Below are 20,729 nucleotides of genomic sequence, written 5' to 3' on the forward strand. Positions count from 1 at the left end.
CTACTCCGCCAACAAACCGGCAATCTTTTCCGAGAGCGCCGTTTGATCCTCTTCCCTAAATCCCAAATGTACATAACGAATCTTGCCGGTTTTATCGACCAGATAGGACGACGGCATGGCCTTGACTTGAAACGCACTCGGACAAGCGCCTTCCGCATCGAAGGCAATCGGATAGCTCACCGGATGTTGCTCGATAAATTGCCGCGCTTGTTCGGTGTCTTCATCGACATTGATCGCCACAATTTGCAACCCTCGTTGCTGAGATTGACTGAACAAGCGATCGAAAAACGGCATCGACTTCAAGCAGGGTCCGCACCAAGTCGCCCAAAAATCGACCAACACCACTTTGCCGCGGTAGGCGGAAAAATCCAACGGTTCCTTGCCGGCAAAGCTCGCCGCGCAGGACGGTAGCGCTTGCCCTACTTCTGCGCCAACCGCGTTTAGCGACAGCGCGATGCCCAACACAAAAATCAACACGGACGAACAATAGCTCTTATTCATAAATTACAACAATGCCCAACAAGCCTTAGCGAAAGTTAACGTTTAATTTGCGTCGCGAACCAAGCGAACGTAATGTGCGGACGTTTTGGCGTTCAAGACATAACCGCCGTCCTCGAACGACACCCCCCACGCGTTGCCGTCGGACGAATCGGAATTGGACCAATAATCCGCCGTTTGGCTATTCGGATAAAAATCGTAGTCGATCAGGCGCGTGACCCGCGCCGATGCATCGTCGGTTCGGGCGCCGACTAGGCTGAGCAATTCCTCGGCGGTCGGCAAGCGCCAATCGAAAGCACCGCACAAACCTTGGGCGTTCACCGATTGCACATAGGCCTGAGCTTCGCTCCAGGTGTACACGTTATCCTTGTCGCGTAATCCACCATCATCGCTTTTTACCTCCCAAATCAGGCCGCTGCTGTTATCCTTGACGCAAGACCAACTGGCGCTACTGGCAATCGCCGCCACGCCGTTCGTATTCAATTTGGTCAAACCAACCAGGCTTGGGCTAGCGCTGACCTCGCAAGACAACGGCGCGGTCGTCAGACTAAAACTCACAGTCTGATTGCCGTCCAAATTTAGCGGATTGCCATCGAGGGCCAAACTCCATACCTTGCCGTGACGGCCCGACAACACGCCGGCACCGGCGGAAACGGCAACCGAGAAGGTTTTGGTTTCGCCTATCCCCCAAGTATTGGCCACCGCGGGCGAAATGGCGCCTATCGTCAAATTGCCGGTCGCCGAACCGGGCGACAAGCTAACATTGTTCAATACCACGCTGCTGTCGTTGCGGATATCCCATTTCACGGTACGGCCGCCCCCCTGAGCGATCTGGCTACCGTCGACCACGGCGGCATTGTTTTCAAAATAGCGCCGCACCAACACCAAATGAATATTCGGATTTGGCGTTTGCAAGCTGAAACCGATTTGCTGGCTATTATCCAACGTCAACGCTGTACCGCCACCGTAACTCAAATTCCAGTTTAACGCATGACTTCCACCTAAATCGTCGGCGGGCGCGGTCACCGTGACCGAAAAGGTCTTGCTTTCGCCGCTCGCCCAACTGGCGACCGACGCGGGCGAGATTGCCGCGACCTGCAAGTTACCGGTCGCCGTACCCGCCGCGAGCACGACGCTGTCGAGCGAGGTGTTGCTATTATTTTTCACAACCCAATTCAGCACCTTAGACGTGCCTTGAGTGATCGAATCGCCGGCATGGTAAGTGTCTGACGCGTCGCTACCGTAATACGCGTTCAGCAACGAAACGCTGACGATGGGCGCCACCGAAAGTTGCGCCGACAATCCGCTGTCGTTGCCGGCGATCGGTAAACTCTGGCCGCTGTCGTAACTGAAGGTCCAAGCCTGTTGATAGCTACCGGCCGGTATCGTCGCCGGGGCTATCGCGCTCACCGAAAAGTCCTTGGTAACGCCGTTCGCCCAATCATCGGTACTCTCCGGCTGAATCGTTGTATACGTCAGACCACCGGTGCCGTTCGCAGCGACCAACGCAATTTTACAAGAACTGATGCCGCCTTCCCTCGCGCACAAGGTGTAGCCGCTGTCGTTGCGCACGCTCCAAGTCAACACCTGGGTCTGACCGGCGGCTATCGCCTGATTGGCGTTAAAATTTTGCGAAACCAGGGTCAAACCCGGCGCACTCGGCACGACCGTGACGCTGACGACCGCGTACGCCTTGGGCTTGGCTTTGTCGGTGACGGTCAACATGAATTTCAGCGTCCCGGCAACCGACGGACTAACGAAAGTAGCGGACGCGCGATTGGCGTTACGCAACTTGACTTTCTTGCCGCTAATCTGCCGCCATTGCCAGCGCTTAACGGCCTTGGTCACATCCCATGCGCTGCCGCTCAGCGTGACGGTCGCGTTGTAGAGCACGGTCTGATTCGAACCCGCACTGGCGGACAGAACGGCCCAACAGTTCTTCACGGGCCCCACCATCAAAAACAGAGCGAGCCAGATTAAGCGAAACCAAACTTTACCAGTCAAAAATCGATTCATAGTCACCACGGCCAAGCTTACTTTATGCTATCGAAGCGTCATTCCTGCGGACGATTCGGCGAGATCAAACGGTTATTCGGTATTAAAGCAACAATAATTCGGGTGCGATTCGTTCCATGAAAATTTTCCGGTAGCTCTCGGCCTTCCTGACCTGCATGCTTTCCATCGGATTATAATCGTCGGTAATCAGAATACCGTTGGCATCGGTCATCGCATATTCGTGCTCCGACAACCATTGAATCGGCCGAGCGAGTTCCGGCTTATTGCGATCGAATTCGATGCCACCCCGCGAAGCCAGAAAAATAAAATCGGTGAATTCGCCTTTTTCGGTGGTGAAAACGCGAATATTCGGGAACAGACTGGCCAACGTTTTATAAACCGAGGTCACCGCGTTCGCGCCTTCGCCTTGCGTGAAGCCGACGTAGTTCAGCGCCAGAATACCCTGCTCGTTCAACATCGCTCTCAAGCCGCTCAACATCTCGACCGTCAGCATATGTGTCGGCTCTGAACCGCCGGTAAAACAGTCGTGGATGATGAAGTCGTAGCGCTTATTGAGCTTTTTGACTTCGTAACGCGCATCGCCCACCAAAAATTCGCCGGTCGGCTGAAAATTGAAATACTGCTTCGCGGCATCCGCGACTACCGGATCGATTTCTATCGTGTCCGTCGCCAGTCCCTTAGCCTTTAAATCGCGAGCAACATGGCCGCCGCCCAAACCGATCAGCAAGGCTTGATTGGCCTCGGGTCTGAACAACGGCGGCACCAAACCCAATATCACCTGATACCCCAGCAAACTGCGACCTTGGGCTTTTTCGACCGCACTCAGCACCGAAGAATCGGACAACAGCAAGCGAAAGCCCTTGCGCTCGTCGTCGACGACTCTAACCCAGCCGTAGATGCTTTCCTGTTCGTGCAACACCTTAAAGCCGCCGACCGATTTGACGGTCTTCGCATAGCCGTTCGCCGCCAACGTACAAGTCAGAGCGGCCACCAATACCACCGAAAACGTCGCCCCACCCGTTGACGGCGCCAGCCTGTCGAAAACCAGTAAACCGATCACCACCACTAATAACGCCAGACTCAAGCTGAACACGATCGCGCGGGTACCGAATTCCGGCAACAAATAGAAAGCCAGCAACAGTGTGCCGATCACGCTGCCGACGGTGCTAACCGCATACACCGAACCGACTGCCCTACCCACACCCCGCAAGTCGCGGGTGGCCATTTTGATCACATAGGGACCAACCATCGCCAACGAAGTCAGCGGCAGCGTAAACAATAACAACGCACTGACAAACGCGCCGCCGCGTATTCCCAGTGGATTGGTCCACGTCATTACCGGACCGCCGAGAAACGGAATCAGCGCCGTTGTCACCGACGCCAGCGCCAAAATATGCGCCAGCCGCAAGGCCGGATAACGATCCGACAAATAACCGCCCAGGTAGTAACCGATCGCCAACGCAATCATCGTTACCGAAATCAGCGCGGTCCAAACGTATAAACTGACCCCATAAAACGGCGCGATAATCCGCGTCCCCAGCAGTTCTAAGATCATCACGGCGCCGCCGCTAAGCGTCACCAGGGCAAACAACGCGGCGGTGCTCAATGCGCCGCTCCGCGCTTTAGAATCTGTTAAACCGTTTTCAGACATGACTGACCAAACTTTGAGTAAGAAGTAAAAACCTATTGATCGCCGCGAACTTCCTAACAAGTACTCGATCGGTAATCGGGCCGGGCATTATAAGCGCGAAAAACCAAATCGTCCGTTGCCGGCATCGAATCGACAGTATGCCGGCGACTAAAGAAAAACGCCTCGGCCATCGAATGTCATTTAAAGCGGCATCCTTAAGCGTCACAAACCGGCCCGATGGCATCAAAACAAAAACGAGCGCTTGCCCCAATTCCTGGGGCGAGCGCTCGCGAATGGTTGGCATCCCGCCAATACGTTATCGAATCAATCTGATAACCTTCCTTGAATTAAGTGCTACGCGCGCGGCGTTTCATGCCCAGGAAACCCATCAATGCGCTACCGAACAACCAAACCGCACCAGGAACGGGAACGGTGGTTACGCTGAAGTTGCTGATAGTCAAACCGCGGGCCAAACGGTCGGCTGTGTAGGCTGCCGCGTACTGGCTACCGGCGGTGGCGCCGCCGTTGACGATGTCGTTGAACAACTGGGTGTACTCCGCGACATTGGCGCCGCCGATTGCCAGGGTATAGACGCCGGCGTGCAAAAAGCCATTCCAAGACACGCTGTTATCCACCGTACCGTCGGCCGCTAAAACGCCAGTAGTTCCGCCTGATGAGTTGGTGAAGCTGGAACCCGCCACGGCGTCCGCACCCGATTTGCCGGTATAGGTAATCGTTGCGATCTTAGCAGTATCTAAATTACCCAAATAGTTTGGTCCATGGGTATCGGTCGCGCCGGCAGTGCCATTGTTGCCTGTGGTAATACTGCCGTTGGTATCGAACACGCCCCACAAACCGGTAGGGTTAGCGGCTGTGCCGGCCGCCGCGCCACCGCGAATGTCATTGACACCCGCGAACGGCGACCAAGAAGCAAAATCAGGCGCTCCCGCCAAATAGGCGGCGGTATCGGGATCAGCCGCGGTTGAAGCGACATCGCCCACGCCGTCGTGCGAGGAAGCTGGAACCACGCCGTTGTACAACGAGAAGCCTGGGTTCAAGGTGCTTGCACCATTGGCATTGGTTGTACCGGTAATGGTGAAGCTAACATTCGCGTCTTTTTCCAGAATGAAATAACGGAAGCGGATGTCGTGAGTATTACCCAAGGAATCCGGGTTCAAACCGGCCAGATAACCGCCGTTGCTGGATACGGTGGGTGTAAAGTTTGCCGCAGCGCCATAGGTACTTGTCGCGCCTTGGGTGTTACCTGTCAACGGATCGTAAGTGCCCGCGCCCCAGTACAAAGCGGAACCGTAACCCACGTGCGCCATCGCTTGACCGGACATTAATGCCATACCGCCAACTAACGTTAAAACCGAAGCTTTTAAAGTCATTTTTTTCATAGTTATTTTTACCGTAATAATTATTATCCCTCTGACAGACCTTGAATTCGCAGTGAACCCCAAATCCGTCCCTTACATCGATTGCAACCCGGCCGTCCCTTCCCCCTAAGAGGACCCGTGGCTTTCCGGCTTCGCCTCGCGGCGAATGTGGCGAACCATCCCTGGCAAAACGTCCTGTTTTCTCCTCATTTCCCAAAACGAAAGTCAACCTTTGGCGCTATTGCGTTTCCTTGCCGTTGCCGTCAAACCCGCCAAGACCGGAGCGAACAACCATACTGCCGCCGGCAAAGGCACCGCCGTCACGCTTAAGGAAATCTGGCCGTCCAAACCCTCCAGCGCGGTTGCAGCGTCATAAACCGTTCCGCCGCCGGCCGCGATCGTATAATCGCCGGCGCCCAACAGATAATTCACCAGCGACACCGAATTGCCTCCCGCAGGACCCACGTGAGTCAGATATTGAATCACCGCCCATTCGCCGCTGTTATTGGCCATGCTCCAGGAATCCAGCGCATCGAACTGGCCGCGATATTCGACGTGCTCGGTATCGCGAAACGGCGACAACACACCGTTATCCACCGGCGAAGCCAACTTGACGACATGCGGCGTTGGTGTGGAAACCAATACTTTAGGGTTCAACGGGTCTACCGTCGTATCGTCGTGCGCTTCAGCCGCGAAAAGCCCCGAATACAAACTGAATGCCGGATTCAACGCATCTGTTCCACTGATATCGCTAAAAGTGATGGTCACTAACGAAGATTGGTCCAGATGAAATTTAAAAAATGTCCCGCCGGCCAACGAATGACTATCGCCCAACACCGCCTCGGTACCGTTATGCCAACCGAAATTGGTAAACGTTCCACCATTGATGCCACCCGGCGACGAAATCGGATCGCTTAAATCCGCGTAATCGACATGCGCCTGCGCCTGTCCGGACAAACCGCACAGCGACACGACAGCTAGCGCCGCCCAATTAAACCTATTCATATTCAACATAAATCCCCCAAGTAAAAAGATCCAACGTCCGTGCCGATGAAAACCAACTTTCATCAATCGTCCGACAACACAATAGCCAATCCAAAAATCTTTTCTATACTTCGTCGGCTAAGCTAGCCTGTACGGATGCAAGTCGTATGCCATGCATTTTTCCCGCATAGAGCCTGGGGAAGACACAGGTAAAATAATTAAACTATGTTATTTACAATAATAATATCGGCAAATCGCACAACTTTCCTTCCTCGACAAGCTCCCGCTCAAGAACAGCTTTCATAGGCAAAAAAAACGGCCCTTTCGGGCCGTTCACAACCGATAACACATCCTTGTGTCTTTTATTCATCGGTTACATATCGAGCTTTCCGAGTCGGAAATTTAGGCAAATAATACTTTGCGGCGATTCAAACCCACGAATCCAGCCAAGACAGTGCCGAACAACCAAACAGCACCCGGCACCGGCACGGCGGCTGCGGTAGCAACAGCCGAGAACTCCAAATGACCATGCAGATTTGACAGACTAAAATCGCCTGGATTCACCGCGCCGGAAGCCCCAATTGTGTAATTGCCGGCACCCAGAATTAAGGTCAGAGTCTCTATAGTCTCGCTGGCGGAAGTACCGGCACCGCCAGCCGGGTTATTGTCGTTCACGGCTTGTCGAAACTCGATATTACCCCAGTCGCCCGAGACATTAGCTTGCCCCCAGTTCGCCAAGGCATTGAATTGACCGACATAGTTGGTAGCCCCCATCGTCGCGAAACTGGTATCGCGAAATGAAGAAGCGATACCCTGAGCATCGACCGGCGCATTCGCCGAGTCGAGAGCGTCCTGAACCTTGGTGCTATTTGCCAAACCGGTCTTCGGATTCAACTTCTCATTGGCATCGTCGTGCGCTTGGTAGTTCAGTACACCGTTATATAAGGTAAAGGCCGAATCGATGTAGTTACCGGTACCATCATCGACAGTCCAGGAAATCGTCACCTTCGATTCCTGATCCAGGCGGAAGTTAAAAAAGTCGACTTTGTGACTATCGCCGAGCAGCGCCGTCGTACCGTTGTACCAACCATAAGACGTCACATCGTCCACATCTACCGTCGCCGAACTAGCAGCGGATGAGTAATTGACGTTGGTAAAGCTGCCAACCCCGGTATAGGCCTGATTAGCCGCATTCCATTGAGAAGGGTCGTTCAGGGGACGGTCGCTTTGGCCGCTAAGCGCGGAGCCAATACCATTAGCGGAACGCTGCGCCGGGGTAAGCCCAGCACCGCCCAACGCCAATACCGCCGCCGGCGTGCCACCGTATTGCGCGGTTGAAAGCACCTTACCGGCCGCCGTCAGATCGCCAATCTGCGCCCCCTGATTGAGATCGTAATACTCGACATGCGCTTGAGCTTGCTGAGCCACGCCAGCCAGCGCCAGCGCAATGCCCAGACCCAATTTAGATGCCGATTTGGCATTCGATTTGTAAAAAATTTTATTTTTCATGTGTTCTCCACTGAAGGATTGATAAATTTCAACGATTCTTGCAAGTAAGGACGTAAGCAACCCAGTCCTAAAACTAAAGCAAATAGCAAGCCAACAACACCGCTAGAGAATTCCGGCCCGACAACACCCGAGCAAATCTAAACTGTGTTAAATACCGCATCTATTAGGGCATTTAACGCACTCCTTGCGTATCCTGCTGACACAGCCGACTCACTTGGTTCCTGAAAATTTGCCAAGACCGGGCGGTAAGCGATTCCAATCCGCACCCTTTAACCGAGTTCGGCTATTGAATGTGACAGGATTGCGCAACCCTGTTATCGGGACTGATCCGCGCCGCCCCATGTTCGGAACGGCGTTTTTTTATTCCGAGAAGCCCCATCAAACCGGCCAGAAAAGACCATGCCGCCGCCGGTAGCGGGACTGGCGACGCTTCCAAATGACTTTCGATCACAACATCCGCGAACAGCCCCTGAGCTTCGCCCGCCGCCAATTCGAAATTGAAGACGTCGGATTGGCCGATACTCGCCGCGATCGGCGCGCCGAGCCACGCGTCCGCTCTCTCATATCCCGCTAGCGTTTGCCCGTCCGAACTAAAATAATCGACACTCACCGAACCGGTACCGTTTTCACCGGTAACGGCAACCTGCAAGTCGTAATCCAGTCTCACGCTGATCGAATACACATCGCTGCCGAGATTCGTAAACTCCAGCCCATACCAGCCCAAATGATGGGAATTGAGTGCTCCGCTGTTCAAACTGGTGTCCACCGCAAAACGGTAAGAAAATGCACCGGCAGCACTCAAGCCTGGATTCTGTGCGCTAACACTTCCGTCTCCAACGATATCGGACCATGAGTAATCGCCGCCATCATACACCGGCGTATCGATCTGTTGAAACGAACCCGCAATTTGTAAACCCGATAAATCTCCCGGATTGGTCAGATTCACGATGCTCGCCACCGAGTAACTCAAATTCGCCGATGCGTTTTGAGTGGCGGCCGCCATGACGGGTTGCGCCCCGCACAACCCGACCGCGACGGCAACCCAAGGAATTGGACTGTATTTATTCGCTATTTTCATTGTTAGAACCCTATTTAGACGGATCGTCAAGACGACCGAGACCCGCTGCCAATTCACTATTCCCTAGCCGCCGGCCCAATTTACACTGGCGGCGGCCGGCTATTTTTATTGCGCTAATAACTGATCGAAGCGCAAGGTCGGCTCGGTCGATCCGCTCGCCCCAACCGCCGGGACGACCATGACCTCATCCTTCGCGAAATTCGCCAACAATGGATTGCCGGCCGTTACAAGGCCCGCATCGCCAACATGACCGTTCGGCACCACCACCTCCGGATGATCGAACGGCGCTTTTTGGTATCGCACCCTCTCGTCGGTGAAGGATTTCAAGAAAGCGATCAAATCCGCGCGATTGGTAGCCGTGTTCAAGTCCGATGCAATCGTATTGATTTGTTCGTGCAAGTTGTCGTTATAAAAGTTGCCGTGTCGCGTGTAAAACTCGATCACCTGCTCCAGTGTCGCCATGCCGCCGTTATGCATATACGGACCGGTCAATTCGATATTCCTAAGAGTCGGCACTTTGAACGCGGCGTAGGTAGCCACAGCTAATTTAGGACCGCCAACCGCCGCCCGAGCCGCCGCCACCGACGGCAAGTAGGCCCACGCGGGGTCTGCGCAATTGACGTTTCGTAACACGCCTTCCTTGCTGCCGTCGGCGATCAGGTCATCAACGGTCGTGAAATAGCTTGGAGACACATAACTGGTATTCACCGCGAATCCGGCGAGAAAATCGCAAGCCCGAGTGGTTGTAACCACGGCATCTTTAACCCCTGCCGTCTCACCCAATACGTAATTGACGTATTGCGCGCTAAACGACAGCGGATTCCCGAAATCATCGACGCCGCCGACACCGGGATCATCGTCGGGATCGGCAACGCCGGTGTTAACAAAACCCAAATCCATCAACGTCGGCGTGGTGTTGGCGGCGTAATCGCGCGTTACCACGTTGACATAACGTGTCAACCCTGCGTATCTGACCGCGTTGTTGGGTCCAAAGGCGTTCGGACCGTAAGCGATAGGCGTCGCGTCCGGCCCAAAGGTTTTACCTTCGGTCGGCGTCAACAAGGCCGCGCTAGACGCCAACGCCGCCAAACTCATGGTCGGCCCGGTATGGCACAGATTGCAATGGTTATTGAAAAACACGCCATTACCTCTCGTCAGGGACGCGCGCAACGCGGTCGTCTCGGCGGGCGTGGCACCGTTCACGTTGGTCCAGGTCGGCCGCAATTGCGCGTTGAGCGGACTCAAGTCGAACGGCGATTGGTCGGAGATCAAAGTCGACTGATAAAGCTGCAAGGCCAAGCCAAAAAACATCGAGAAGTTGGCTTCCATCTGGCTGTAAGGCGTCTGCCCGGTTGGCGCGCCGAAAGGACCTGTGCCACTGAACGCCCAATATTTCGCGTTAAACGCTTTGATAATCAGGTTTTTATACGTCGTGTTCAAGCCGGGTTTCAAGTTACCGGCACTACTCAGACTCAACGGCCCAAGCACGCCATCCTCGGGATGAACCTTTTGATTTTGCAGCGGCTGCCGTTGAAGCAACTTACGACCGATATCCGACCATTTGCGCTTCTGGCAACTCATCTCTGTATCGCTAAGCGCCGGACCGGTCGCCAGCGATGCCAACGAGGAGTTTACCAGGCGAAGTTTTTGCTTCTCGACGCTACGCGCGTTTAATTTAACCCAAACGCCGGCATCGGGGTCGCGGTCGCCCCACGGGCTGCTACCGTTGAAAATATTGTTGGCCCGGCCGTCCCAAAAATTTCGGAAATTAAACACCGAGTTAATCACGGTCGGCGCATTGCGCGGTTCCACCCGCCGGGTACCGACATGATTGACGTTAAACACCGGATCGGCGCCACGCGCGCAATCGTCGTTACCGCCCGTCAGCCGGGAAGAACCTTTGAACGTGCCGCTAAAAGTACCCGACGAGGCAACAACATCGTCGGTCGTTGAAATCACGTCACTGAATTGATCGGCCGGATTGCTCAGTTGATGCAGCGGAAAATCGCTAAGCGACAGGGTATGATTAGGACCGCCGCCGCCGGAAGCTAGTGTATCGAAAGTCTGCCCGCTAGGCCTGGTACTCTTGGCACCGGGATTGATCTGGTTTTTAACCCGACCGTCGGCGCCCGCATGAAAATGACAAGATCCGCACGCCATGCCGTCGCTGCCCAAGTTGGTATCCCAAAACAAGGCCTTACCCAACGCAATCGCGGCGTTTTTATCGACGACGATGGGGTCGCCGCCATCCAGCAAGCCAGGCACTGGCGGCACCGGTACGTTGCGCAACGAAACCGGCACCGGACCGTGCGCCAGCGCGGGCCGCACCATCGCTCCGAGCAACAGCGCAATCTGTAACTTAACAAAAAACTTCATGGAAACCTCGTAGGAACCCGCTCAAGTTCCAGTAAAACCGACCGGAAAGCGGCACGGTGTTTAGCAGCGATAAAAAACCGGGTTTGCCCGACATGCGATCAGCTCGCGTCAGACCATCGACCATCCGGCAACTCTGGCGGAATACTCTTAAAACAGCTAAGTTCAAACGTCGCCAAGCAGTTCCCCGTCAAACAACGAGGCGACCGCCTGGGAAAGCGAGTCCAGGCTCCGCCATGCCTGGACTCTCGGTAAACGATCGCGAATCAGGCAACTCGCGACTTGCCGCGCCGTATACCTAAAAAGCCGGCTACCGCCGAACCGAACAACCAAACCGCGCCCGGCACCGGCACCGTGGTAACACCGTTATTGCTGATCGTCAGTTTATAAGCGTTACCCGCGCCAAATTCGCAACCCTGACCATTGGCGTTGTTGTCCGGGCAAGCCCCGGCGTAACCGATCAGATAGTAGCCGGCTTTCAGGCCGGTCAAGTTCAAGATGGCTTCGCCCAAACTCAAAACCGCCTCGCCTGAACCGACATAGGGCGAATTTTGGTTGTAGTTGTATAGCGCCGTACCGTTCAACGGGTCGCTAGCGCCACCGCCATATTCGCCGAGATTCTGCGGATTGCTGGCACCGGCATACAAACCCTGAATCTTGTCGCCGTCACCGTTGGTAAACGAGTAGCCGGCGTTGGCGTAGCCTATCCAACCGTCATGCCCATCCAGAATGTTACCGACACTCCCAGTACCCAACCAACCGTTACTGCCCAGAGCGCAATCGCCGCCCTGACCGCACGGATCGTCGGCAGTGCCGCCGTCGCCATAACCGCCGCGCACTTGGTTCCAGGAATGACCGTATCCGTTGTTTGCTTTTCCTGTCACCAACGGATCGCTACCGCTAGTCCAGATCGAAAACGCGGGGTAATTCATCGGAGCCACCGAAGTAGGCCCGGTCACCACGCCACCCGTTTTCTTGTAGGTCACAACGCCGGACTTCGCTTGAAGGTCCACGGTCACGTTGAAACGAGTACCGGCGGCAATGTCGGCCTCGTTGCCGACCTGAAAAATCTGAAATCCCGCCGTGTGCGTCCAACCATAGTTAAGATTTGTACCGTAGTCCGACCACGCGCGGTTTGGCGCGGTATTCGTCGCCGCGACACTGGATGCCGCTGGGTTGCCTGACGCCGACTCGACCGTTGCGACGGCACCCGCCGTCAAAACCGGCAGCGTCGCGGGGCTAATAGCAGCGGCCTGATTGGAATACGCCGCCATGCCGGCGACACCCAGCGTGACCATAATCGATCTACGTAATACGTTGTGTTGTTTCTTCATTAAATTTGCCTCGAATGACATTGGTAACTTCCCATCCCAAATCTGTTTACCGGGGCAGTCTGGCAATCTTGAGGCAAGATCCAGATTTTCCGAGGCCCGCTCACACAGGCATTGGCTTTTTCCTGGTAACGACTAGGGTATTTTATTTCAATGAGTTTCAATCAAAAAACATGCCACACTTTAGCGCTATAAAAATTAATGGATTAGCTAGAAAGTGTATTTAAACTATGTTATTTAAAGAATGTGCTACGTCATATGCCTTACTTGAGCGTTGGTAAGCGATGTTCCGGCGAACTTGCAGCCAACCCACGAAAAACTCAAACATGGCAAAGCAATCGCCCTCCGCGCGTTTAAGCCACGCTCCGCTAACGACTCACCGCCGCGCACAGTCAATCAGCCATTGACGCTCAATCACGCGGCACTCACCGCCCTAACGCTCAAACCTATACGTCGCTAATAATCCAAGTTCGCCGTCAACTGATACGCTGTCTTCTGACGATTGAAATACCGGCGATCGCGGTCGCGAATAACCAAACCGCCCCAGGCACCGGCACCGTCGTAACGCCGTTGTTGCTGATCGTCAGTTTATAAGCGTTACCCGTAGCAAAGTCGCAACCCTGGCCATTGGCGTTACCGTCCGGGCAGGCACCCGCGTAACCGATCAGATAGTAGCCGGCTTTCAGACCGGTCAAATTCAGGATGGCTTCACCAAAACTCAAAACAGCGTCGCCTGAGCCGACATAGGGCGAATTTTGGTTGGCGTTGTACAGCGCGTTACCGTTCAACGGGTCGCTAGCGCCGCCGCCATATTCACCAAGGTTATCCGGATTGCCAGCACCGGCGTACAAACCCTGAATCTTGTCGCCGTCGCCGTTGGTAAACGAGTAGCCGGCGTTGGCATAGCCTATCCAAGCATCATGCCCATCCAGAATGTTGCCGATACTTCCCGAACCCAGCCAGCCGTTGCTGCCCAGCGCGCAATCGCCGCCGGCCCCGCAGGGATCGTCAGCGGTGCCGCCGTCGCCATAACCGCCTCGCACTTGATTCCAGGCGTGACCGTATCCGTTACCGTTTGATTTTCCCGCCACCAGCGGATCGCTACCGCTAGTCCAGATCGAAAACGCGGGATAATTCAACGGCGTTACCGGCGTGGGCCCAACCAAAGTGGTCACACCATCATCTCTTTTCCTCGTGTAAGTCACAACACCCGCCTTGGCTTGCAAGTCGACTGTTATGTCAAAACGGGTGCCGGCGGCAATGTCCGCTTCACTGCCGACCTGGAAAATTCGAAACTCCGCGTTGTGCGTCCAACCGTTGTTGTGTATCACTGTGTCGGACCACGCGCGGTTCGGCGTGGTATTGGTTGCCGCAACACTGGATGCCGCCGGATTGCCGGACGCCGACTCGACCGTCGCGACGGCACCCGCCGTCAGCGTCGGCAGCGTCGCGGGGCTGATCGCCGCAGCCTGATTAGAATACGCCACCATGCCGGCAACGCCCAACGCGGCCAAAATTGATCGACGCAAAACGTTCTGTTGTTTCTTCATTTAATTCACCTTGAATGAGTTATTCACTTCACATCCCAAATCTCGGTACCGGAGCCGTCCGGCAATCTTCGGGCAATATCCAGATTTTCCACGACCCGCTCGCGCGGTCATTAGTTTTTTCCTAGTTAAAGATTGCGACCTTCAGTCTAAAAATATGCCGATGGCTAGTGCGTGCAATTCAATGGTTTACCGAAAGCGCGGTTAAATAGATCCTAAAGGATTGTCGCGCGACATCCCTGGGCTGAAAGTTCGCAAACCAATTTTCCGGCGGATTTTCAGCCAGCCCATGGCAATCTCGAACGCGGAGGAACAATTAGCCACCGCGCGCAAAGCCACGATCCGTTGACAATCCAACGCCACAAGCAATGCCGCGCCTGCGGCTCTAACGCCAAAACCTGTACGCCGTATAACAATACAAGCGCGCCATCAACCGGCGCGCTGTCTTCCAACAATCGAAATTCCGGCGATCACCGATCCAAATAGCCATACCGCCCCAGGCACCGGCACGGTGGTTAACCCGTTGTTGGTGATGGTCAATTTATAGGCATTGCCTGTGGCCAAATCGCACTGCTGACCATTGGCATTACTGTCGGGACAAACACCCGCATAACCGATCAGATAGTAGCCGGCTTTCAGGCCGGTCAAATTCAGGATGGCTTCGCCGAACCGCAAAGTTGCCTGGCCGGATTCGACATAGGGCGAATTTGCGTTGACGTTGGTGACGGTCTTGCCGTTCAACGGATCGCCAGCACCACCGCCGTATTCGCCGAGGTTATCCGGATTGCCGGCGCCAGCATACAAACCCTGAATCTTGTCGCCGTCGCCGTTGGTAAACGAGTAACCGGCGTTGGTATAGCCTATCCAACCGTCGTGGCCATCTACAACATTGCCGCCGCCACCGCTCCCGAGCCAGCCATTACTGCCCAGCGCGCAATCGCCGCCGACGCCGCACGGGTCGTCGGCATTCCCGCCATCGCCGTAACCTCCGCGCACCTGATTCCAGGAGTGACCATAGCCCAGGCCATTCGGTTGGCCGAAAACCAGAGGATCGCTGCCGCTGGTCCAGATCGAGAATGCAGGATAATTCATCGGCTCTACCGGATTGGGTTGAGCACTTCCGCGTCGGTAAGTCACAACGCCGGCCTTGGCTTGCAAGTCGACCGTCAAATCGAAACGGGTGCCGGCGGCAATATCGGCTTCACCGCCAACCTGGAAAATACGGTACTGAGCGATATAGGTCCAACCGTAGTTGTAATCTGGGCCGTAGTCAGACCACGCTCGGTTCGGCACGATATTGGTTGCCGCGACGCTGGAAGCCGCCGGATCCCCGGAGGCCGACTCGACCGTCGCGACCGCGCCCGCGGTCAAAACCGGTAGTGACGGCGGACTGATCGCCGCCGCCTGACTGGAATATACCGCCATACCAGCGATGCCCAGCGCCGACGCTATCGACCGGCGCAATATGACTTGTTTACCCTTGTTCATCAATTTCCCTAACACCATTTTGATATGTTGAAAATACCCAGCGAGCAATAACCAAACCGACGCCAACTTATCGGTGACCCAATTCCTCGAACGCTCCACGCGCCCTCGGACGTTAGAACATCCTAACGCAAATGTTAATTCAATAAATGTGCCAGATATTTTTAATATACAAATTAATATCTTATAAAAATAAAATAATTAAACTATGTTTAATCGCCATATTGCTGCGGCATATCCCTTAATTTACAATTCGGTCTATCAATTTTAACAATTCTGTTTTCTCTGCAAAGCCTCTAAAAGGACCATCCTTTCTCAAATAAGCATCGATTCGACAAAATTAGCTCGTCTTTTGCTCGCGCCTCTATTTCTCTAACTTGATAATCGGCCTACCATCGAGTGCTTCAGACAAGCGGTAATGCAAGATAAAACTCAAACTTAAACCGTACCGCACACTAATTTATAGATTGCGGCGCTATAAGCGATCGCAAGGCCTATTTACGGCCTTTGTAATACTCCATGAAAATGGGGTATATCAATTACCAAGCAACAGGGGCAATGCATCGGTTAAGAAAAATTCACAACTAAAACCATGAAATTCACCCAATGGATTTGCAATACTCCCTACCCTAAACTTCGACCAACCTTAAGGAACCTCTGATTATTCAATTTTTCAAGACAAATTGATGTTTACGTCATTGATTTAATTGACTCTGAAATTTAAGGTTACGAATTAATCAGATGATCCTTAACGAGTTCCCAGCACATAACGGCAAATCACCCAAAACCGTTACCTTTCTAAGCTATTTAACAAAGATAACTTTCGCGACACTCATACAGCACATGATCCACGCCTATTCTCAGGTGGCATAAAACCTGCGTCAACTCTCGTGACTATTCAGCATAGGCTTCACAAGTGACCTCAAACCAAGTTTCCCCCTTTGAAAAACGGGGACTGATGGGGTTATTTCAATAATCCCTCTATCTCTCTTTTTCTAAAGAGGGGCGACAAATCACTGAGCACTCTCTGAACAGTTACCAAATATATAGCCTATGGCACGGAGATTAAAAATATAGTCGCACTTTAGACACAAGAGAGTAATTTAGCTATATACACCATCAAAAACGAGAGAAAAACCCATGAGATTTGAAACATACAAAAACCGTTTAATTTTCAATCGATCCTTGATAACGGCAGCCTTGCTAATATTGATTATTGCCGAAGCGGAAGCAGCACTTGTAACTCTGACAGGTAACGTTGCCGCTGGTCAAACTTACACTATCAACAAAGGAGATACGTTGATCATTGGAGACATGGCCGACCCCACCAAACAGGGTAGAACCATATTGGGATCTCTGATTAACAATGGCTACACAATTTCCAATGCCGCGCTTGCTGTACTTACGAATGGCGAAGTCCGCAACAGGGGCTTCATGCAACTCAACGGATCATCGTGGACATCAGGCCTTGGCTCCCGAAAAATCGTCAACGAAGCCGGCGGCATCATGATTGTCTCGGGTTATTTCGATTCCTATCATTCCTCGGGAACCGGTCTCGAGAATTTCGGAACACTCCGATTTGTCGATAAGCTATATGGCGGTATTGACGGCTTCCCGCTCATCCGCAATACCATTGCTAACCACGGCAGCTTGACGATCGAAGCATCCGCCGACAACTGTCAATTCGACGCCACTCCAGAAAACCCGAACCCCGGCATTCTGAACGATGGATATTTCGAGGTGCACTCGTCGGGACACTGCTTAACAAATGATCCCGACAATTATCCGACTTTTACCCAAACCGGGGGTAAAACCGTCATCAATGGGACGTTCGGCGCAAAGAATCTAAACCTGCAAAACGGCGTATTATCCGGCAACGGTACGATAACCTTAACGGGAGACTACAATACGGTTCAGTTTGGCGGCACAATATCCCCCGGCGACGACTTAGGCACGCTAACGGTGGTTAATGATTTGACCATCGACGGAGCGATCGAAATGCAGCTCGGCGGCGCGGCCGGTAATGACAAACTGGTCGTCAACGGCAACCTGAACCTGGATCGCGCCCGACTGTACGTCTCGTTTCGCGAACAATATATGCTGGGGTTTGGCCAAGAAGTCACGCTGATCACCGCCGACAACATTACCGGATACCCGGTTTTAGCGAGCTATCCAATATTGCCTGGGAACTTGGGTTACGAGCTGGTGCAAACCGCGACATCGATAAAAATGCGTATCAGCACCAAGCCTCGCTGATCGTCCACCGTTAGCCTGAAACCGCGCCATATCCGTCCGCGATATGGCGCGATCGCTTACCGCGTCGCGCGCTAGGCGCATCGTTCGAGCCAACGCTGGCATCGCCGCGCAATGGGCTCGGCAGTCTCAAAAATCAACGCTGATCCACCGCGCGGCAAATTCCATTCACACATCCCACTAATCCAATTTAAACTTGCGGTTTTTTTTGCGAATTCGAAATGGCGTCATTCATGGAACGCGGCCAAGCCGCAGTGCAACAAAAAGACTTCGCGGCCGCGGCCGAATGCTTCGGCAAGGCCCTGACCGAAAGCCCTAAAGATCCGCAAATCGCCGCCTGTCTCGGCCAGTCCTTATGTTGGTTGGGCGATCGCGACGCAGGGCTGAAATACTTGCGCCTATCGGGCCAATGGCTGCTGAAAAAAGCCAAAAAAAGCCGCGACACCGGCTTAGCCTTGGACTTGGCCGATCAGCTACAGCACTGGAGCGACTACGACGGCGCACTCGAACTTTGCAAACAGGCGGTACAAATCGCGCCCAACCACGTTCGCGGTTTCCAACTGTTGGCTCTGAGCCATTCCCGGCTGAATCAAAAAAAGCCGGCACTGGCCGCCGCCAAACAAGCGTTGAAATTGGTGCCTGACAATCCGATGCTGACGATACTCGTCGCGACGCTGGAAATATCGGATGGCCAATACCACCCGGCGCGCGAACGTTTAGCCAAGGCCTTGAGCCATCCCCTGTTGAAGCCGGAAGAAAAATTTCGCGCCCACAAGGAGATGGCCCGGTTGCTGGATAGGCTGGGCGAGTTTTCCCAAGTTTTCGCCCACTTGCGTCCCGCCGCCGATATAGCGCCGCAACTCGTCGAGGTCAAACGGCAAGACGCAACCTTGGTCCCCACGATGTTGGCTGACTATAAAACAGCCTACACCCGCGACTTGCTTGGCCGCTGGGCCGGCCGCGAGTTTCCGGCCGACTTGCCCCCACCGGTCTTCGTGCTGGGTTTCATGCGTACCGGAACCACGCTGACCCAGGAAGTGCTGGGCACTCACCCCGATTTATTCGTTGCCGACGAAACCAACCTGATCGCCGCGACGGTCAAGGAGCTCAGGCGCGTCAACCCGCAAAGCACCCGACAGACCGAATTGTTGGCCGGTTTGGATTGGGACAGCGTATTGCATCTGCGACGGTTTTACTGGGATCGGGCGCGAGCACTGTTCGGCGACCGGATCGGCACGAAGCGCCTGCTCGACAAAACCACGATGAACTCCATCGATCTTGGCTTCATCAACGCGATCTTCCCGGATGCCAAGCTGGTGTTTTTGCTGCGCGATCCGCGCGACGTTTGCCTGAGCTGCTTCATGCAAACCATGGTTCCCACGCCGTCCACGGTGCCATTGCTGACTTGGCTCGGCACGGCGCGCTTTTACGGCCAGGTGATGGATTGGTGGCTGACCGTCAAGCCAATGTTGACGATGGACTTCGTCGAACTGCGTTACGAAGATGCGGTATTCGACTTCGAAGCGAGTTTCCGACGGGTGTTCTCGCTGATCGGTCTGGATTGGAACCCCGCTGTCGCCGAATTCCACCAGCGAGCGGCCGGCAAATACATTGCCAGCCCAAGTTACGAGCAAGTCGCCCAACCCTTGTATTCGTCGTCGGTCGGCCGTTGGCGCCATTACGCCGATGAGTTCGAGGAAATTGAAGCCGAACTGAAACCCTTTCTGGCCGCGCTGGGCTACGACTGAAGAATCGGCCGGCGCATCGCGGGCGCTCCGGCCAACCGCAATCGCCGGACGCGACAGCGATGCGTTACTAGGGAATCGTTGAGCAAATGACATACATACCGGTGTCGGCACACCATTGATCGCGACCGAAGCCGCTCCCGCCGAAATTTTCCGCTCGGGCAATACCCGCGCGTTAGGCCAGGCCGACAAAAGCCAGTAATTCCTGCAATTCCTTGGCTTCCAGTTCGTAGAACGAATGGGCGCGCACCCGCTCCGGCAGTACGATATCGCCGTAACGCACCCGTATCAGGCGACTGACTTTGACCCCTTGCGATTCCCACAAGCGGCGCACCAAGCGATTACGGCCCTGCTTGACCGTCGCGTAAAACCACTTGTTGGCGCCCTCGCCGGCATAGAAACTCACCTCCTCGAAATGAGCGGGGCCATCTTCCAGTTCCACCCCGTTTTTCAGGCGTTCCATCATGTCGTCGCCGACCTCACCGAGGATGCGCACCGCGTATTCGCGTTCGACCTCGCGCGACGGATGCATCAAACGGTTGGCCAGCTCGCCGTTATTGGTGACCAACAGCAGGCCGGAGGTGTTGATGTCCAAACGGCCAACGGCAATCCAGCGGCCGACGGCCAAGCGCGGCAACTGGGTAAAAATCACCGGCCGGCCTTCGGGATCGCGACGGGTCACCAATTCGCCAACCGGCTTGTGGTACACCAACACGCGGGTCGGTTGCTCGGCATACTTCTCCCACTTGACGATGCGGCCGTTAACCGCCAAATGATCGCCAGGTTTCAAGTGATAACCCGGCTGGATACGGTTGCCGTTGACCGTCAGCTTGCCTTCCTCGATCCAACGCTCGATTTCTCGCCGCGAGCCCAAACCGGCCCGCGCCAGGAACTTCTGGAT

At 54.4% G+C, this 20,729-nt stretch carries 14 protein-coding genes and 1 riboswitch; of the genes, 2 read left to right on the top strand and 12 right to left on the bottom strand.

Annotated features, from left to right (window positions below; genetic code table 11):
* The 11 genes from ACQE3E_RS16430 to ACQE3E_RS16480 form a co-directional block, all read right to left on the bottom strand.
* A complete protein-coding gene (locus ACQE3E_RS16430; protein ID WP_313729709.1) occupies positions 1-501 on the bottom strand; it encodes a TlpA family protein disulfide reductase in 501 nt (166 codons plus the stop codon).
* Between the two features lie 42 nt (positions 502-543).
* Positions 544-2,442, bottom strand: a complete 1,899-nt coding sequence (locus ACQE3E_RS16435) for a DUF1566 domain-containing protein (RefSeq protein ID WP_313729708.1) — start codon at positions 2,440-2,442, stop codon at positions 544-546.
* A gap of 154 nt (positions 2,443-2,596) precedes the next feature.
* Positions 2,597-4,120, bottom strand: a complete 1,524-nt coding sequence (locus ACQE3E_RS16440) for a fused MFS/spermidine synthase (protein ID WP_427500857.1) — start codon at positions 4,118-4,120, stop codon at positions 2,597-2,599.
* A 371-nt stretch (positions 4,121-4,491) separates the two neighbouring features.
* Positions 4,492-5,544: a hypothetical protein gene (locus tag ACQE3E_RS16445; protein WP_313729706.1), complete on the bottom strand. Its 1,053-nt coding sequence runs from the start codon at positions 5,542-5,544 to the stop codon at positions 4,492-4,494.
* A gap of 79 nt (positions 5,545-5,623) precedes the next feature.
* Positions 5,624-5,706, bottom strand: a riboswitch (cyclic di-GMP riboswitch).
* Between the two features lie 42 nt (positions 5,707-5,748).
* Positions 5,749-6,528 carry a VPLPA-CTERM sorting domain-containing protein gene (locus ACQE3E_RS16450; protein ID WP_313729705.1) on the bottom strand — a complete coding sequence of 260 codons (780 nt, stop codon included), beginning with the start codon at positions 6,526-6,528 and terminating at the stop codon, positions 5,749-5,751.
* Positions 6,529-6,909: 381 nt separating this feature from the next.
* Positions 6,910-8,016 (bottom strand): PEP-CTERM sorting domain-containing protein, encoded by a 1,107-nt coding sequence (locus tag ACQE3E_RS16455; RefSeq protein ID WP_313729704.1) that lies wholly within the window; start codon positions 8,014-8,016, stop codon positions 6,910-6,912.
* Between the two features lie 283 nt (positions 8,017-8,299).
* Positions 8,300-9,094, bottom strand: coding sequence for a VPLPA-CTERM sorting domain-containing protein (locus ACQE3E_RS16460; RefSeq protein ID WP_313729703.1), 795 nt, complete (start codon positions 9,092-9,094; stop codon positions 8,300-8,302).
* A 105-nt stretch (positions 9,095-9,199) separates the two neighbouring features.
* Positions 9,200-11,470, bottom strand: a complete 2,271-nt coding sequence (locus ACQE3E_RS16465; protein WP_313729702.1) for a cytochrome c peroxidase — start codon at positions 11,468-11,470, stop codon at positions 9,200-9,202.
* A gap of 263 nt (positions 11,471-11,733) precedes the next feature.
* The gene (locus ACQE3E_RS16470) at positions 11,734-12,801 is read right to left on the bottom strand and encodes a hypothetical protein (RefSeq protein ID WP_313729701.1); all 1,068 of its coding nucleotides are present in this window, start codon (positions 12,799-12,801) and stop codon (positions 11,734-11,736) included.
* A gap of 473 nt (positions 12,802-13,274) precedes the next feature.
* On the bottom strand, positions 13,275-14,348 hold the full coding sequence (locus ACQE3E_RS16475) for a hypothetical protein (protein WP_313729700.1): 1,074 nt from the start codon (positions 14,346-14,348) through the stop codon (positions 13,275-13,277).
* Positions 14,349-14,774: 426 nt separating this feature from the next.
* The gene (locus ACQE3E_RS16480) at positions 14,775-15,833 is read right to left on the bottom strand and encodes a hypothetical protein (RefSeq protein ID WP_313729699.1); all 1,059 of its coding nucleotides are present in this window, start codon (positions 15,831-15,833) and stop codon (positions 14,775-14,777) included.
* A 1,137-nt stretch (positions 15,834-16,970) separates the two neighbouring features.
* Between ACQE3E_RS16480 and ACQE3E_RS16485 the strand changes: the two genes are divergently transcribed.
* A complete protein-coding gene (locus ACQE3E_RS16485; RefSeq protein ID WP_313729698.1) occupies positions 16,971-18,086 on the top strand; it encodes a hypothetical protein in 1,116 nt (371 codons plus the stop codon).
* A gap of 218 nt (positions 18,087-18,304) precedes the next feature.
* Entirely contained in the window at positions 18,305-19,831 is a 1,527-nt protein-coding gene (locus ACQE3E_RS16490) for a tetratricopeptide repeat-containing sulfotransferase family protein (RefSeq protein WP_313729697.1), read from the top strand.
* A gap of 172 nt (positions 19,832-20,003) precedes the next feature.
* Here the strand turns inward: ACQE3E_RS16490 and rluB are convergent, their stop codons facing one another.
* The gene (rluB, locus tag ACQE3E_RS16495) at positions 20,004-20,729 is read right to left on the bottom strand and encodes a 23S rRNA pseudouridine(2605) synthase RluB (RefSeq protein ID WP_083386234.1); all 726 of its coding nucleotides are present in this window, start codon (positions 20,727-20,729) and stop codon (positions 20,004-20,006) included.

The sequence above is a fragment of the Methylomonas sp. MED-D genome (assembly GCF_050276835.1).
Classification (GTDB): Bacteria; Pseudomonadota; Gammaproteobacteria; order Methylococcales; family Methylomonadaceae; genus Methylomonas; species Methylomonas koyamae_A.